Annotated in this window: 16 protein-coding genes and 1 pseudogene; 15 read left to right on the top strand and 2 right to left on the bottom strand. The window is 56.5% G+C overall.

Features of this window, described 5'->3' with window-relative positions; all coding sequences use genetic code 11:
- Positions 1–8 precede the first annotated feature (8 nt).
- Complete coding sequence (locus tag A6V37_RS03430) at positions 9–488, bottom strand: carboxymuconolactone decarboxylase family protein (RefSeq protein WP_064266193.1); 480 nt, start codon at positions 486–488, stop codon at positions 9–11.
- 383 nt (positions 489–871) lie between these two features.
- Here A6V37_RS03430 and A6V37_RS03425 point away from each other — a divergent pair, with 383 nt between their 5' ends.
- From A6V37_RS03425 to A6V37_RS38710, 15 genes and pseudogenes are all read left to right on the top strand, one after another.
- A complete protein-coding gene (locus A6V37_RS03425) occupies positions 872–2389 on the top strand; it encodes an efflux transporter outer membrane subunit (RefSeq protein WP_064266233.1) in 1518 nt (505 codons plus the stop codon).
- Between the two features lie 34 nt (positions 2390–2423).
- Positions 2424–3737 (top strand): HlyD/EmrA/EmrK family protein, encoded by a 1314-nt coding sequence (locus tag A6V37_RS03420; protein ID WP_064266192.1) that lies wholly within the window; start codon positions 2424–2426, stop codon positions 3735–3737.
- Between the two features lie 91 nt (positions 3738–3828).
- Positions 3829–5382 carry a DHA2 family efflux MFS transporter permease subunit gene (locus A6V37_RS03415; protein WP_064266191.1) on the top strand — a complete coding sequence of 518 codons (1554 nt, stop codon included), beginning with the start codon at positions 3829–3831 and terminating at the stop codon, positions 5380–5382.
- Between the two features lie 95 nt (positions 5383–5477).
- Positions 5478–6485 (top strand): bestrophin family protein, encoded by a 1008-nt coding sequence (locus tag A6V37_RS03410; protein WP_064266190.1) that lies wholly within the window; start codon positions 5478–5480, stop codon positions 6483–6485.
- Between the two features lie 368 nt (positions 6486–6853).
- The gene (locus tag A6V37_RS42015) at positions 6854–7357 is read left to right on the top strand and encodes a hypothetical protein (protein WP_242665743.1); all 504 of its coding nucleotides are present in this window, start codon (positions 6854–6856) and stop codon (positions 7355–7357) included.
- 292 nt (positions 7358–7649) lie between these two features.
- Positions 7650–8429 (top strand): acetoacetate decarboxylase, encoded by a 780-nt coding sequence (locus A6V37_RS03400; protein WP_064266188.1) that lies wholly within the window; start codon positions 7650–7652, stop codon positions 8427–8429.
- Positions 8430–8446: 17 nt separating this feature from the next.
- Positions 8447–9229 carry a 3-hydroxybutyrate dehydrogenase gene (locus A6V37_RS03395; protein WP_064266187.1) on the top strand — a complete coding sequence of 261 codons (783 nt, stop codon included), beginning with the start codon at positions 8447–8449 and terminating at the stop codon, positions 9227–9229.
- A 10-nt stretch (positions 9230–9239) separates the two neighbouring features.
- Positions 9240–10511, top strand: a complete 1272-nt coding sequence (locus tag A6V37_RS03390) for a patatin-like phospholipase family protein (RefSeq protein WP_064266186.1) — start codon at positions 9240–9242, stop codon at positions 10509–10511.
- 108 nt (positions 10512–10619) lie between these two features.
- Positions 10620–11165 (top strand): carboxymuconolactone decarboxylase family protein, encoded by a 546-nt coding sequence (locus A6V37_RS03385; protein ID WP_064266185.1) that lies wholly within the window; start codon positions 10620–10622, stop codon positions 11163–11165.
- Between the two features lie 43 nt (positions 11166–11208).
- Complete coding sequence (locus tag A6V37_RS03380; RefSeq protein WP_082902611.1) at positions 11209–12213, top strand: DedA family protein/thiosulfate sulfurtransferase GlpE; 1005 nt, start codon at positions 11209–11211, stop codon at positions 12211–12213.
- 30 nt (positions 12214–12243) lie between these two features.
- Positions 12244–13125 carry an RNA polymerase sigma-70 factor gene (locus A6V37_RS03375; RefSeq protein ID WP_064266231.1) on the top strand — a complete coding sequence of 294 codons (882 nt, stop codon included), beginning with the start codon at positions 12244–12246 and terminating at the stop codon, positions 13123–13125.
- A 187-nt stretch (positions 13126–13312) separates the two neighbouring features.
- Positions 13313–13807, top strand: coding sequence for a carboxymuconolactone decarboxylase family protein (locus A6V37_RS03370; RefSeq protein ID WP_064266184.1), 495 nt, complete (start codon positions 13313–13315; stop codon positions 13805–13807).
- Positions 13808–13986: 179 nt separating this feature from the next.
- Positions 13987–14250, top strand: a pseudogene (locus A6V37_RS42010) (LysR family transcriptional regulator); the annotation flags it as partial.
- Positions 14251–14532: 282 nt separating this feature from the next.
- A complete protein-coding gene (locus A6V37_RS03360; RefSeq protein WP_207547583.1) occupies positions 14533–15156 on the top strand; it encodes a TetR/AcrR family transcriptional regulator in 624 nt (207 codons plus the stop codon).
- A 135-nt stretch (positions 15157–15291) separates the two neighbouring features.
- Positions 15292–15690, top strand: a complete 399-nt coding sequence (locus A6V37_RS38710) for a DUF3331 domain-containing protein (protein ID WP_082902609.1) — start codon at positions 15292–15294, stop codon at positions 15688–15690.
- Positions 15691–15846: 156 nt separating this feature from the next.
- Here the strand turns inward: A6V37_RS38710 and A6V37_RS03355 are convergent, their stop codons facing one another.
- Positions 15847–16884 carry a LysR family transcriptional regulator gene (locus A6V37_RS03355; RefSeq protein WP_064266181.1) on the bottom strand — a complete coding sequence of 346 codons (1038 nt, stop codon included), beginning with the start codon at positions 16882–16884 and terminating at the stop codon, positions 15847–15849.
- Positions 16885–17204: the final 320 nt, after the last annotated feature.

Here is a 17204-nt window from a genome sequence, read left to right as displayed (position 1 = left end):
CGGACCATTCAGGCGAGGTTCGCCTTGTCGAGGCCGAATGCTTTGTCAGCCGAACCCGGCACAGACCTGAATGCGATGCTCGCGCGATTCCAGCCGTTGATGGCCATTACTTCGAATGTCAGGTCGGATAGCTCTTTCTCCGAGAATTGGGTGCGCACATGCTGGTAGGTCTCGTCGGAAACACCATGCTCAGTAAGCCTGGTCAGGGATTCGGTCCATACAAGTGCGGCGCGCTCACGCGCCGAGAAGAGCGTTGATTCGCGCCAGGCTGCGACATGGTGGAGCCGCAGTTCGCGCTCGCCGTGCAAGCGTGCTTCCTTAACATGCATGTCGACGCAAAAGCTGCAGCCATTGAGTTGAGAAGCCCGAAGCGCAACGAGATCGCGGATCGATTCTTCGATTGCACAGTCCTTCAGCTGGTTGCCAAATTCAACGAACTTTTTGAAGAGTTCCGGCGATTGCTGGATATAGTTAATACGCTGCGTCATGAATATCTCCTGACTACGACGGTAAATACCCGCACTGAGCGGAAGCCGTTAGCGGCAACAGGCCGCATGAAGGTATCGTAGATCGACGCAACGTGGCACGGTAGCGGCGCAAACGGGCTCACGGTGTTGCCCCTTTAGCACCAATCGAAGCGAGCGGCCGCGTGCGGGCCAGTCAAATAGCTCTTTGTCTTCGCAAGATGCTGCATTTCGCGGAGCAGAGATCGGCTCACCCCGCTGACTTACCAGGTATTGCTGTGTTTGCGCCTACTGGTGCCGGCGCGGAAACGGTGAGTGTCCTGATAAGTATCTACCGAGGTAGGGGTTCGGCACCTATCATTCCGCACCATTGAATCCATTTACGCAACTATTTGATGGTGCCGAAAATGAGCATTAAGTCCAATGCCCGATACCGTGTAGTCGGCGGGATGAAACCAGGCGTGCCGATGTTGTTCGCGGCGGCGCTGACTGCGTGCGTGAACTATGCCGGCATCCACAACGACGCGAGAACGGCCGAGCCGCAGCAGTTCGCGGCACAGCAAAGCCTTCCCGCCGAACAAGGTTATTGGCCTGCCACCAATTGGTCCGACCAGTTCGGCGATGCGCAACTGAAAGCACTGATCGACGAAGCGTTGAAGGGCAGCCCGACGCTCGACCAGGCGCGCGCCCGCGTGGTGGCTGCCTCGGCATACAGCGAAGCGGCGAGAGCGAGCACGATTCCGCGTGTTGACGCGAGCTATTCGCTTACGCGTCAACAATTCTCGAATACAACGTTCGTGCCGCCTCCGTTCGGTGGCGCATGGCTGACGGAAAACAAAGGCATATTGAGTGCTTCTTATGATCTCGATCTGTGGGGCAAGAACCGCGAAACGCTAAAAGCGGCAATTTCGCAGTATCAGGCAAGCAAGGCCGACGAGGAATTCATCAAGCTGACGCTGACCACATCGATTGCACGCACGTACAACCAGCTTGCGCGCCTGTTCGTACTGCGCGACATCGCGCAAGAGGAAACCACGCAGCGTGAGCGGATCGAGCGCATTACGGCAGGCCGGATTGCGACAGGCCTGGATACGGAGGTCGAGCGCAAAGTCGCTCAGGCCAATCTAGCGACGAGCCGCTCGTCCCTGAGGCTGCTCGACGGACAGATTCTCACGATCCGCTATCAGATAGCCGCGCTGCTCGGCGCAGGCCCCGACCGTGGTTTGCAGATCGCCCGCCCAACACTCGGGACGGGTGACGAGGTGCGCTTGCCTGACAACTTGCCCGTCGATCTCGTGAGTCGCCGTCCCGAAATCGTCGCCGCGCGCTGGCGCGTCGACGCGATGACGCACGATGTGAAGGAAGCTAAGGCAGAGTTCTATCCCGACATCAACCTGAGTGCGGCGATTGGGCTCGACGCTTTCGGCTTCGGCCGCTTCTTGACGGCGGCGAGCCGCACGGCATCGATCGGTCCGGCGATTCATCTGCCTATTTTCGACGCAGGCGAATTGCGTGCGCAGCTCAAGGGCCGTTACGCCGAGTTCGATTATGCCGTCGCGACGTACAACCAGACGCTCGTGACTGCACTGAGCGAAGTTGCGACGCAACTCGCGGAAGTGCGTTCGACGGATGCGCAGCTTGCCGATGCACAGATCGCACAGATCGCCGCTCGCAAAGCCGACGAGCTTGCGCTCGTGCAGTACAAGGCCGGCCTCACGAATCAACTGACCGTGTTGAACGCTGACGTCAGCGCGCTTTCCGCTGATCAGGCGGTTGCGAATTTGCGCATGAATCGGCGCGATCAGCAGATTGCGCTGGCCTCGGCGCTGGGCGGCGGTTTCATCGATGCGTCGAGCGCGAGCTCCCCGGTGGCACCTCGCGCCGATGCGTCCCCAACTGGCACGCCGGTCGTCGCCGCACGCTGAGCTGTTATCTACCGAATCTGCCTGGAGAATTGAAGTGAGCGAAATCGACACAACAGAGCATCAGGGAGCCCACGCGGCGAGTGCAAAACGTGACGCAACACCGACAACAGCATCTGTTGAAAACGCCCCCGAAACACACAAGCGCAAAGCACTGCTCGCGCTGCTCGGCGTAGCTGTCGTCGTGTCGGCGGCCGGCTATGGTGCGTACTACATGACTTATGGGCGTTACTACGAATCAACCGATGACGCATACGTCAGCGGCAATCTCGTGCAACTGACGCCACAGGTGACCGGTACCGTTGTCGCCGTGAATGCCGACGACACTCAGATCGTGCGTGCCGGCGACCCTGTCGTCACGCTCGACAACGCCGACGCGAAAGTTGCGCTCGGCAACGCTGAAGCGACCTTGGGCCAGACCGTGCGGCAGGTGAGCAGTCTATACGTGAACAACGATTTCTATGCCGCGAACGTCGCGCAGAAGCAGTCCGATCTGGTTCGCGCGCAGGACGACCTGCGTCGCCGCCAGGCCGTCGCAGGGACGGGCGCTGTGTCGGCAGAAGATATCGCGCATGCCCGCGATACCGTGATGGCCGCACAGGCCGCGCTCAACGCCGCGCGTCAACAGGCCGAAGCCAACCGGGCGTTGACCGATCGCACGACGATCGAGCAGCACCCAAACGTGCTTGCCGCCGCATCGAAGGTGCGTGATGCGTATCTTGCGTACGCGCGCAATGCGTTGCCCGCGCCCGTCACCGGCTACGTTGCGAAACGCTCGGTACAAGTCGGCCAGCGTGTATCGCCGGGCACGCCGCTGATGGCAATCGTACCGCTCGACGGCGTGTGGGTCGACGCGAACTACAAGGAAAGCCAGTTGCGCAACATGCGCATTGGCCAACCCGTTGAACTCACCGCCGATGTATACGGCGACAAGGTTAAGTATCACGGTCGCGTCGTCGGTTTTTCCGCGGGCACAGGCAGTGCGTTCGCGACGTTGCCCGCGCAGAACGCGACGGGCAACTGGATCAAGATCGTGCAGCGGTTGCCCGCTCGTATCCAGCTCGATCAGAAAGAACTCGACGCACATCCCCTGCGTATCGGCCTTTCGATGGAAGTCGAAGTGGATACGCGCGATAACACGGGACCGCAGCTCGGCGCGGCCATAAACACGGCGTATCACACGAACGTGTTTGCGGAATACGGGGCACAGGCAGATGCCGAGATCGCGAATATCATCGCGCGGAATATCGTCCCCTCGCTTGCGGAGCCCGCAGGAAGCGTCGCATCGTTGATGCCTTCCACGAAGCGCGACACGAGCGATAAGAACGACACTAAACGGCGCGCAGGCTAGATCGCAATCCGGGGAAAGCGCACCGTCCGGGCGCATGCTGAGAACCAGATAAATACGCCGAGCCTGACTAAAACATCAGAGTGGAACAGACATGAATTCCTCGACGCAACTTGCACCGCCACCGCTGACCGGTGGAAAGCTGGTCCTCGCGACACTCGCAGTCGCGCTCGCGACGTTCATGAATGTGCTCGATTCATCCATTGCCAACGTTGCGATTCCAACGATTTCAGGCAACCTCGGCGTATCCGTTGACGAAGGCACCTGGGTGATCACACTGTTCTCGGCGGCAAATGCCGTCGCCATACCGCTGACAGGCTGGCTTACGCAGCGCCTCGGCCAGATCAGGCTGTTCGTGGCCGCGATCCTGTTATTCGTGTTTTCGTCGTGGCTGTGTGGCGTCGCGCCGAATCTGATCGTGCTACTCGCTGCACGCGTGCTGCAAGGCGCCGTCGCGGGTCCGCTGATTCCGCTCTCGCAGGCCATTCTGCTTGGTTCGTATCCGAAGGAAAAAAGTTCGACGGCGCTGTCGCTGTGGGCGATGACGGCGACGGTTGGGCCGATTGCGGGTCCTGCGCTAGGTGGCTGGATTACCGACAGTTATAGCTGGTCGTGGATTTTCTACATCAACATTCCAGTGGGCCTGTTTGCCGCCGGTGTGACATGGATCATTTATCGCGACCGCGATTCCGCAACGCGCAAACTCCCCATCGACAAGGTCGGGCTGCTGTCGCTGATCGTCTGGGTTGCGTCGCTACAGATCATGCTGGACAAGGGCAAGGATCTCGACTGGTTCAACTCGCCCGTAATCTGCACGCTCACCGCCATCGCCGCCATCAGCTTCTTTTTCTTCCTGATCTGGGAGTTCACGGAGAAGAACCCAATCGTTGATCTTCGTCTTTTTGCACAACGCAACTTCCGCGGCGGAACAATTGCGATCTCGATCGCATATGCGGTGTTCTTTTCGAACCTCGTGGTCCTGCCGCAGTGGATTCAGGGCTATCTCGGCTATCGTTCCGTGGACGCTGGTCTCGTGACGGCGCCGCTGGGTATCTTCGCCGTCCTGTTAGCGCCTGTAATGGCAAAGATCATCCCGAAGTCCGATGCACGTGTGCTCGCGACGCTCGCGTTCCTCGGCTTTGCAGGCGTGTTCTTCATGCGTTCGCGGTACACGACGGACGTCGATCAATGGACGCTGATTCTGCCGACGTTGCTGCAAGGCATCCCCATGGCGCTCTTTTTTACGCCGCTTACCGCGATCATCCTGTCGGGCTTGTCACCCGACAGGATTCCGGCGGCCGCCGGTTTGTCCAACTTCGTGCGCGTGTTCGCGGGAGGTGTCGGCACGTCGTTGATCACGACAGGCTGGAACGACCGGACGATCCTGCACCATGCGCAACTCGCTGAACAGTCAGGCGTGAACAACCCCAGCTATACGAACGCCATCGCGACGCTTCATACGACGCTCGGTGGCAGCACAGAGCAGGCGGTGGTGTTCTTCGAGCATTCTCTGAATATGCAGGCCGCGATGCTCGGACTGAACGATATCTTCTGGCTTTCTTCAATGAGCTTCATCGCGATCATTCCGCTGATCTGGATGACCAAGCCTCACAAAGGCGAAGTTGGTGCGGCGGCAGGTGCGCATTGAGATCTTTGTAGCCTGCCGCTTGTCTTCGCAGTGGTTCAAATTTAAATAAGGTTGATCACGCTAAATCCAGTAATTTTCTTGCGCGAATATTCGTCATGCATCTAGGAAAATCATACAAATTCTCCGAGTTCCTGTTCTGGACCAGGAGGCAGATCTACGGGCTTCTCATCTGTGGATCGGTGCCCGTTTTTCTTTATAAAACGCTGGGTCTAACCTGGCTATCCGTGCCGCTCACCGTCGTTGTCCTGCTCGGAACGGCTACATCGTTCATCGTGGGCTTCAAAAACGCCCAGACATACAATCGCGCAATGGAAGCGCAGCATATCTGGACGTCGATCCTGAGTGCGAGTCGGCTCTGGGGCATTGTTGCCCGGGATTTCCCCGTAGATCTGCAAGTGTCAAAAGAACTGGTGCACCGCCATTTGGCGTGGCTCACGACCTTACGCTATGAGCTCAGGGAACCGCGAATCTGGGAAAGCACCGATAAACCATTCAATGCCGAATACCAACGCTTCTATAGCATTCCTGAGCGCGAAATTGAGCTTCAGGATCTGCTGCCCTTGTATCTGCCATCGACGGAAGCCACGCAGGTGCTTTCGAGTTTAAGCAAACCCACGCAGGTTCTAAGTTTGCAAGGTGCGGCTATCAGCCGGTTGCTCGCCTCCGGGAAGATTAACGGCAGCTTCTACATGGAACTGGAAAGGACACTCCGGGAGTTGATTGATCTGCAAGGTAGCGCTGAGCGGCTCAAGAACTTTCCTTACCCGCGCCAGTACGCGACAATTAATATGCTATTCGTGCGGTTCTTTTGCCTGCTTTTTCCTTTTGGCCTACTGCAGGAATTCAATAAGCTGAACGACAGCGTAACGGGTCTCATGCACGGCAACATGGTTTGGCTCGTCGTCCCTTTTAGCGTCATGGTCTCGTGGATGTACACCTCGCTTGAGCAGGTTGGGGAAAGCACTGAGAACCCGTTTGAAGGGGGTGCCAACGATGTGCCGATTTCAATGCTCTGCCGGACTATCGAACGCGAGTTGCGGGACATGCTTGGTGATGCCGAAATGCCTCCTATGCCGGACCAGGCGGCTATCGTCGTGCTTTAGTCTGGAATATCCGAATCGAGCCAGAACGGTCTTGCGCGAGCCGCTGCTGGAGTGCGAGGAGTATTTTCGTGTTTCATCTAAAACCAAAACGAATCTTATCCAAAGCCACGTGCGCTATCGCATGTGTATTTATACTGGCTGAAGCGGGAGCGCAGGCAAATGCGGCAGTGGTGACCCGTGCGGCGGAAACTAAAGATTCTGAAGTTGCAAATTCTTCGTCAGCGCATCCTTTCTTGGGTGACGACCCAGTTTCTATCCGAGATCGGATGGTAAATCGGAGCACACCTACTGGCGCACCTTCACTAGGCGACCGTGTCCTGGGTCTGATACATAGCCCTACAAGTCAACGGAACTCCGATTCCGACTTGATGGGCGCTGACCTCTCTCGAGATTTGACTTTTGTTGTGGCCGTCCCGTACGGGATACGGTACAACGCAGAGAAACACCAGTTGACGGTAAACGTCGATCTGTCCGGCGACGATCCCGCAGGTATCGTCCTGCGAAAGACGATTCGCGGACCAAGTGGTCGAAGACTTGTCGTCGCGCCAGAAGCGAGGTCCAAGGGGTTTATTCAGAATATCGAAATAATTGAAATCGATGCAAAAAAAAATAGGAAAACCACTGTTCACGGACGCGTGATTCTTTCACCGGAGGTGTACGCCGAAGCGAATGGAGACTTCGCGATTGCCATTATGGGGAATCTGGTGCCTCCCTATTTCAGCGACCGGATCGATCATAGCGATCCTACGGATGACGAACCGACTGATATCACGACAAGAACCTCCCGGTTATACGTTGCTATCACGGCGGTATGGCTGATTAGCCCGCAGCGAGGCATGGTGCTTTCGAAAGCGCTGCGTTTGTCGAAGTAGTACAAAATGACAAACCATTCGAACGTATCTGCCTGCGTCGTTGATTGTTGCTACCCCGGCAACACGCTGAGTTCCTCTGCAGGGCTACTGCAGTTCGAAGACTAAGCCTACGATATGTCTTGACGGTGACCGCTAAATCTACCTGCGACAAAGATAGAAGACACGACACCGTAGAATCCTGCGAAATCCTATAGCAGTCTTCACCTTGTTGCGCGCGCGAACTTCGTTGGCCGCGACAGAGGAAAAATTGGGATGCTTCTTACGCAGCGCCCTATCAACCGGGAATTGATACATGACAGAAGACGATATCCGCAAGAGCGCTTTTGCGATGCCGGTGCACAATCCTGCTTATCCGCGCCCGCCCTTTCGTTTCATAAATCGGGAGTATTTCATCATCTCGTATGAGACGGATATGGATGCACTTAAGGCCGTCGTTCCAGAACCACTAACGGTCAACAAGGCGATCGTTCATTACGAGTTCATTCGTATGCCTGATTCTTCGGGATTTGGTGACTACACGGAAAGCGGGCAGGTCATCTCGGTTCTGGATTCGGATGGAAATCACGCCAATTTCACGCATTCGATGTATCTCGACGATGAAGGTCCCATCGCAGGTGGACGGGAAATCTGGGGGTTTCCAAAGAAACTTGCTTCGCCGAGGCTATGCGTCGATGGCAAGGACACACTGCTTGGCACGCTCGACTACGGGACGCATCGTGTCGCGACCGGGACGATGGGCTACAAGTATCGTGCATTGGACACGACCGCCGAATGTCGCAAGCTGGCCGGTACGCCCAATTACCTTCTCAAAGTCATTCCGCATGTCGACGGCTCCTTGAGAATCTGCGAACTGGTCCGCTTCTTTCTACGCGATGTAGATGTTATCGGGGCGTGGGAAGGTCCCGCAGCGCTCGAACTGCATCCGCACGCTCTTGCATCGGTCGCGGATCTTCCTGTTCGCAAGATTATTGGCGCGCGTCACGTCATTGCAAATCTCACACTCGATGTCGGCGAGGTGGTGTATGACTACCTCGTTTCGGCCGAGTCGTTGAAACTCGCAGTTAACCAGTAAGCCAATACGGAGAGGTTATGTCACTCAATGATAAGGTCGCGCTTGTTACGGGTGCGGCAAGCGGCATCGGTGAACAGTGTGCGCGCAAGCTCGCAACAGACGGCGCAATGGTCGTGATTGCAGATCTGAATCTGGCGAATGCCCAGAGGGTCGCAGAAGATATCGTCGCCGCCGGTGGCAATGCAATTGCCGTCGCGATGGACGTGACCAGCGAAGAAACAGTCAACGCAGGTGTCGCCGAAACGGTGAGCCGGCTAGGAGGTATCGACGTTCTCGTTTCGAATGCGGGCATTCAGATCGTCAACCGGATCGAAGATTATGCATTCGCGGACTGGAAGAGGATGCTGGCAATTCATCTCGACGGTGCGTTTCTCACTACCAAGGCCGCTCTCAAGTATATGTACGCGTCCAATAAAGGTGGAGCGGTGATCTACATGGGCTCCGTTCACTCGCACGAAGCGTCGCAACTCAAGTCAGCCTATGTGACGGCCAAACACGGGCTTCTCGGCCTCGCCCGTGTTGTCGCGAAGGAAGGCGGTCCGCGTGGTGTGCGGGCAAATGTCGTATGTCCGGGATTCGTCAGAACGCCACTGGTTGACAAACAGATCCCCGAGCAGGCGAAAGCATTGGGAATTTCCGAGCAGGCGGTTGTGAAAGATGTGATGTTGAAGGACACCGTCAATGGCGAATTCACTTCGGTTGCGGACGTTGCCAACACGGTTGCATTCCTGGCAGGCTTCGAGTCGAGTGCGCTTACCGGGCAATCCGTCGTAGTCAGCCATGGCTGGTTCATGCAGTAAGGAGACGAGAATGAATGCGAGCCGGCGTAACAAGCTGCAGAAGCCCCAGCACCTGAAGCTCCCCTCATATGACGAAATCGGATTAGTGCTCCAGGGGGGAGGGGCGTTGGGCTCATATCAGGCCGGTGTATATGAGGGGCTGGCAGAGTCTGGTATCGAACCGACCCGCATTTCCGGGATATCCATCGGTGCATTGAACACGGCGATTATCGCAGGCAACGCGCCTGCGGACCGTGTCGATGCGCTGCGCGGCTTCTGGAATACGATCAGTCAGCCGGCGACCTTCTTCTCGCAAACTGCTGCGGGCATTCCGGTTTGGCCTGAGGTGGAAGACATCGGGCGCAAATGGTTGAGCGCATGGTCTGCAACGCGTACCTTGCTGGAAGGTCAGGAAGGATTTTTTTCCCCACGCATGCAATTGTCATTCGCGACGCACGGAAAAGAACGCCCCGATCAGGTCAGCTACTACGACACCTCGGCATTACGCGAAACGCTCCTGAAGTATGCAAACTTCGATCGCGTTAATAACGGAGACATTCGTGTGTCCGTTGGGGCAGTCAATGTGCGAACGGGAAATCTCGTCTACTTCGACAATTCGACAATGCGGCTGGCTCCGGAGCATTTCATTGCATCGGGTGCTCTGCCGCCAGGTTTTCCAGCTGTCGAGATCGATGGAGAGTTCTACTGGGACGGCGGGCTGGTTTCAAATACTCCACTTACTGAGATTATCAGAGAGAGTCAGCATAAGGACACGCTCGTTTTCCAGGTTGATCTGTGGAGTTCGCGAGGCAAACTGCCAGGCGATCTTCTGGACGTCAGTGAACGAACCAAAGATATTCAGTATTCGAGCCGTACCAGGGCGATCACTGCCTTCATGTCACAGAGGCAAAAACACGCGCAAATGATAAAGGTGCTGCTCGAGCACATTCCTGAAAAGATCCAGTTCGTCCACCCGTTAATTCGCGAGGCACGGAAAGTTGCGGACGGGAGCGCTGTAAACGTCGTCCACCTGATCTACAAGAACAAGACATTCGAGGGACATTACAAGGACTATGAGTTCAGCAAAGCTACGATGCGCGAGCATTGGGAGAGCGGCCTCGAGGATATCCGACGTTCGTTTGAACACCCGGAATGGTTCGATATTCCCAGCCGGGAGATTGGCTTCGTTACCCGGGACGTTCACCGCTATCGGCAGGAGCTTAGCGAAACGGACGATCCGGACAAAGATGCTAGTCAGCAATCCAAAGGAGCGTCAGAGGGAAAACTGATGGGCGCGAAGTAGCGCATAAAGAATCTCACCACGGGTCATTCTATTTTGGTTGGTCAGGGAAACGTGAATCAATCATCCTTGCCTCGACCACCACATAACGCCGAGCTAATGCGAGTCAGAATGGAAACGGTCAGATTCGGTGAAGCGTACGAGAGGGTAACTTCATACACTTCATGTCGGGCGTATAAGGACTTCGCTCGGCTGATTCCTCACGCAGCGGCGTTGGTGAATGTAGCGTGTTTCGAAGCAGGGGCAAGCAGCACGCTTGACGAGCACCTCATCGCGCTTCTTGATTTGCGCGCCTCGCAGATCAACGGCTGTCTTCTGTGCGTCCGGCATTATCTGTGCCGCGCCCGTTCCGTAGGGGTTTCGATGGCGAAGGAGGAACATGTCGGAGCATGGCGCCGGTCTGGTGTGTTCTCTCCGTGTGAGGAAGCGGTGCTGTCCTGGGCGGAACATCTTGCGGGTGTATTCCGGCTGTCCGTTCCGGACGCGGTGTGGCTGGCCTTGCAAGACTACTTTAGCGACGCACAGATCGCCGCTTTGTTTATGTACTGGAATGGCAATGAATTGTGGTCGGGCGATGACGTTCTTCGTTGCTGCACCGTTGGGATGCCGACCAGTGCTGACTCTGTGTCGGTCAGTTCGATTCGGGAGAAGCGATGAACGATCTTCATGATGGTTACACGTAATCCAGCAGGAGAGCATCATGTTGTCGCATGAAATGATTGCGCGGTACGGAATGTTGGTCGTATTCCTGAATGTGGTTGGTTCTTCGCTTGGTCTGCCATTGCCTGCTATACCGACATTGATTACGGTTGGCGCAGGCATCGCACTTACCACACATGGCTCGTCGCTTACGTTGGTGCATTTCGCAACGACAGTAGGCGCCGCTACGATTGGCGGGGTTCCAGGCGACATGGTCTGGTTTCAAGGCGGTAAGCGGTACGGCGAAAGCACTCTTCATATTGTTTGCAAATTGTCGTTGTCGCGTGACACGTGCGTCAGGAAGACAGAACGGTTCTTTGGACGCTGGGGAGTCCGCGTGCTGCTCGTTGCGCGGTTCTTGCCCGGTCTGTCGCTCGTTGCCGTGCCGCTGTGCGGTGCAATGGCTGTAAGGTTGCGGTCCTTTATCTTGTGCGATTGTGCCGGCGTTGCGCTATGGGCGTCAGTAGGGTTGGCTATCGGTGCGACATTTGCGTCACAGATCGACGTGGTTTTCTCACTGATCGCCCATTTTGGCTGGAGTACCTTGATTGCGATTGGCATCGCTCTAGTGCTTTACGTTTTGTATCGGTGTTGCCGGAGAGTTCTGTTGGAAAAAGCGCTCGAGAAGGTGCGAATTAGCGTGGGCGAGTTGCATGCCCTGCTGGCGAGCAGTTCGCGGCCTGTCGTGTTCGATATCCGCTCAGCCGAGCGAAGAATACTCGATCCATTTGTCGTTCCTGGCGCAGTGCTTGCCGACGAACGGAACATACAGCAGATTGTCGAGCATTATGGGACGAATCGGACACTCGTTATCTATTGTTCATGCCCGAATGACGTGTCTGCGGCCTGGATGGCCAAGCGGTTGCGACAGGCTGGCGTCAAGCTTGCATTGCCGCTTTCTGGTGGCATCGGTGCATGGCGCGCGGCAGGCTTCGGCGTCGATCCGGCGGTAGCGGCGAATCACGCTGCCGCAAGTGGAGAAGGGATGCAGTTCTTCGCACATTAATTGGCAGCGTCGACGAGGGAAGGTCTATTCATGGACGACGATGCAGGTACGTTTAATTGTCTTCGCCCGCGATTGCATAAAATTGCATATCGAATGCTAGGGTCCGTTGCCGAGGCGGAAGATATCGTGCAGGACGTTTGGTTGCGTTGGCATACGACAGCCCGTGAAGCAATCGATAACCCAGAGGCGTGGCTCGTCTCGGTTACGACGAGAATCTCGATTGACCGTCTGCGTGAGGCGAAAATTCAACGCGAACGCTACGCGAGCATATGGGTGCCAGAACCTCAAATGACGGAATTCGGAGCGACGCCAGAGGGTGCCGTGGAGCGTTCCGATGATGTTTCAGTGGCCTTCTTGATGCTGCTCGAGCGGCTTACGCCGGAAGCACGGGCAGCATTCCTGCTGCGCGAGATATTCGATACGGACTATGATGAGGTCGCACGAGCGATCGGCAAGACGGAGACGGCTTGCCGCAAACTGGTAAGCCGTGCGAAGGCGCAGCTACGAGACGAACGGCCACGTCAAGTGGTACCACACGAGACGCATCTTCACTTACTTCGTATGTTCGTCCAGGCAATGGAGCGAGGCGACTTTCCCGCAATCAACGCGTTGCTGGCTGAAGACGCAATGCTGGTTGGGGACGGCGGTGGTAGGGTCCCTAGCTTGCCGAGACCGATGGCGGGCGGTCGGCGTATCGCACAACTGTTCTATGCGTGGTCGCTACGTTATCGCGGAAGACAGTGCGTCAAATTGGTGATGCTAAACGGTCAATGGGCTCTGCTGCGTTTTATTGAAGACAAACTCGAATCGGCAACATCGTTCGAAACGGACGGTGCGCACATGGTCCATATCCATGTACAGCGCAACCCAGACAAGCTTGCACGCATCGCCGCGGCACTTCTGAAGGGCTGAACACCAATCACTCCACTCGGCGGGTGACGTAGGTCCGGCAATTGGTGCATCGAGGACAACACTGTGAGTTCGCACACGTATCTACCGTGATACACCGCACGCATCTACGATAAGTTCATGCGGCTCATTGCCGCCAGTCGCACCTGCATATCCGGGTGTTCGCATATCGTTGGCCGGAGAAGTTTTCATGCAGCGCATCAATTACTTTCAGCAGTCACTGCCATTGGTCAAGAAACTCGTTGAGCTTGGCGAGCTACTGAAGGAGAGCACAATCGAAGAGTCAATCCGTGGCCTCGTGTTAATCCGCGCATCGCAGCTCAATGGCTGTGGATTTTGTCTGGATATGCATGTGAAGGAAGCGCGTATTCGCGGCGAGCGCGAGCTGCGCATCCATCATCTTGTGGCGTGGCGCGAGTCCACGCTCTTTACAGCTCGAGAGCGCGCCGCGCTTGCCTGGGCGGAGGTGTTGACCAAGCTTCCTGAGCATGGTGTGCCCGATGATATTTACGAGAACGTGCGTGCCCAGTTTTCCGAGAAGGAACTGTCGGACCTCACGTTCGAAGTGATGGCCATTAACGCATGGAACCGCGCGAACGTCGCGTTCAAGCCGGTCCCCGGCTCGTTCGACAAGGCTTTTGGTCTTGACAAGGCATTTGGTCCGGAGGAGGAAAGTCTCAGCTGAGTGGGCAGCGACCCCTTTACTTGAGTCGGCGCATGGGCAGGTCCATCTGCATACCTGAATGATCGTCAGAGTTCAGGCGCGATGCGCACCGGTTCATTGCCGCGGAAGAATGGTGGACACCGTCACGAATCGCAGCGCCTGTACGTCTAATCAGTATGACCATCACGACTCGCGCCACCATGACAGACTACCTACCACGCTTCGCCGCGAGCGGCGCCCATGATCTGATCGCAGGGAGTTTGGCGAGCAGTTATGCCGGTGTTGTCTCTTTTCTGGCTGTTGTCGACGCGGGCAGTTTTGCTCGGGCGGGTGATCGACTTGGAATTGGTCGCTCCTCCGTTAGCCGCAACGTGCAGAAACTCGAGGCGCAGCTCGACACGCGTCTCTTTCTACGAACGAAGCGGAGCATGTCGTTGACGAGTGAGGGACAATTCCTCTACGACTGTGTTGAAAGTGCAGTCTTTTTTTGCCTAATGGGCGAATGCTCGCCAATGACGCGGGCGTGGATTCGGGGCGACGTGTCTTCCCGTGAAAAAAGCGCGCTGCAAGAGCTATATTTTCCAGTAATGGCACGGCGCGGAGGTCGCTCTGAGTAGTGAGTTGATGTTTGATTGTGTCCAGAGGCACGGCAGATGAGTCGGAGAAAGGCGAGCGTATCGCATCCAAGAAAGGTACCGAGTCAGGCTCGCTCTGCAAGCACGCTCGACATGGTGTTAGAGGCGGCAATGCAGGTCATTTTGCAGGACGGGCCGAAGAGGCTGACCACTACGCGAGTGGCGGATCGCGCTGGATTTTCTGTCGGTACCCTCTACCAGTACTACGCAAACAAAGAGTCGCTTCTTTACGCTTTTGCTCAGCGACATCTGCAGCGAGTTGCAAGTGCTGTCGAAACCGCGTGTTTCGGGCTTCATAAAAATTCGCTCGATCGAATGGTGGTCGGCTTTGTCGACTCGTTCTTTACGACATCGACAGGGCGGGATCTGGAGACCAAGGCGTTCTACCTGATTTGGCCGGAGCTGGATACCAGAGATCTTGTGAATGAGACTTTTCGGCGGATAGAGTCGGCCACAGTCGCCATGCTGGGGAGTTCGAGCCGCTTTGAGATTGAACAATTGCCTGTCGTTGCGTTCATGCTGACCTCGACGTTAGTCGGATCGATACGGCTTGCCTTCGAGCAGCGTGCGTCCGACCACCTCATGCAGCGTCTTCGTGAGCAATTTGTGACGATGTGCCGCTCTTATATTTCATCAGTAGCTTTGGAACATTCACCCCCTGACACATGCGGGATTGAAATGCGTGAGGCCAGTGCCGTGCTGGAACAAAGCACTACCTGCGCGCGGCTCAATTGAGCTACGCCTGTCTCGCGCTGCTGATCGCGATTGCCATCAGTGGAGTGGTGACAGCCGCCACGGCGCGCAGTGCCGTGCTACAGAGTGCGGCATGTTGCGATATGGACTGGGGCGCTCCTATAGAAACGTGGGTTCATGATGCATACTCGATCTGATGATCCGTGGTTACAAACAATCAGTTTGCTAACACTGGATGTAAATAGCTTGGCTCACTTAACACGACCAGTTGCGACTGGTATGCCAGCTCGTGTATTGGCGGGGCCAGGGCATCTGTTACGCGGCGCGTCAGTCCGCGTGATCGACCGTCCGACAGCAACTACAGCCGTAGTCGCGTGGAGCGATCCGACCTTTTGTTTCTATGGGGATCAAGTGTGGCGCGCCGGCATCGCGAGACACCAGGGCATATGCGCAATCAGCGGAAGATTGATCCGGCGCGGCGATGAAGTATACAAACCTTCCCGTCGGCCAACACCCGCTAACGCGATGGCGATGATCCTTTCGGTAGTGGTGCAGGAGACTTTCATGGAAAACTGAGCGAAGGCGGAATAGTAGCCACTGTTTGAGTTAGCCTTGGCATCGCGCGGCCTCGCGTAAAGCCAAGACAATTTTTACGATGATACGACTTGATGCGGTCAGCCCCCCAATCATACAGACGCATAGGGCGGGGCACCTCGATGTCCCGCCGCAGAATCATGCCACCATCCCCGCTGCCAACGAACCGCCTGCCTCCGCGTTGAATCCGGTCAAGCAATTCAGATTGAGCGCGCGGATCTGCTCGGTCATAAAGTCGATGAAGACGCGAATGCGCGTCGGCAAGTGCTGCCGGCTCAGGTAGCAGATATAGTGGCCACCATCGTCAGGCACGTGCCTTGCCAATGCCACGACGAGTTCTTTGGCCGCAATGTGATCGCGGATCTGATAGCCGGCCAACTGCGCAATGCCGGAGCCTTGTAGAACCGCATGCAGAACGAGGTCGGCATCGTTCAGGGTGAGGCGGGCTGTGGGCAGGTATTTCCGCACACGGCCATCGACCTTGAACTCCCATTCGAACACCCGGCCGCTGGGGCAGCGAAAGTTGATGCAGTCGTGCTGGCACAGTTCGTCCAGCGTATTCGGCAGGCCGTGCGCTTCCACGTAGGATGGTGCGGCGCAGAGTGCCATCTGCATCGGAATCAACTGCTTGGCGATGATGCTGGAATCCTCGATACGTCCACAGCGGAACGCCACGTCGATCTGCTCGGAGGCAAAGTCCATCGGCCGGTCTTCGAGCAGCAGATCGACGGCGATATCGGGAAAGGCCCTCATGAACTTTTCCAGCAACGGCGCCACCACCTTCCTGCCGAAGCCCACCGTCGAGCTGATGCGGACCAGGCCACGTGGTGGCCCCTCGCGAAGCTCGAGCATATCGTTCATGGCTTCAGCGATGTGCGTGACACCCTGATGACAGTTCTCGAAGAACCGCTCGCCTTCGCGGGTCAACTGCGTGCTGCGCGTCGTGCGCAGAAACAGCCGTGTACTCAATTGCATTTCCAGCTTCTGGACGTTCCGGCTCACGGCCGATCTGCCCACGCCCAGACGTTCGCCAGCCTTGGCGAAACTCCCCTCGGTCGCCACCGCCATGAATGCCATGATGCCCGCGTAGCTCGCGGCGATGCTTGTGGACAGCGCGTCGGCGCGATTCGGCAAACCGAGGCGAAAGCAGCGTTCCGATGTGTCCGATTGATTCATTTTGCGATCCCAAAAGAGAATTCCAAGGCGACTCGGGTTCCGTTTCACTGCGGCATCCCTAGTGCCGCCACATGCGTTCCAGGTGTTTCTTCCAACTGATTCTGAAATCGACAAGCAGGACTGCTGGCTCTTTCTGCATAACCAGGTCTTTGGAGCCGCATTGCTCTGCTACAACGCATGCGCGATCTCAGCGTTGTCAGACATGGTCGCCTCCACCAACTCACTCCTTTGTTCCAACAGGTCCCGCAAAGCGGTTGGAAATACGCCACCGTAATCATTGCTGGTGGATGCCACGCATTACGTGAAACAGGAGGCCATTC

The organism is Paraburkholderia ginsengiterrae (assembly GCF_001645125.1).
GTDB lineage: Bacteria > Pseudomonadota > Gammaproteobacteria > Burkholderiales > Burkholderiaceae > Paraburkholderia > Paraburkholderia ginsengiterrae.
Note: the sequence above shows the minus strand (reverse complement) of the source record. Positions and strands in the feature narration are given on the sequence as shown.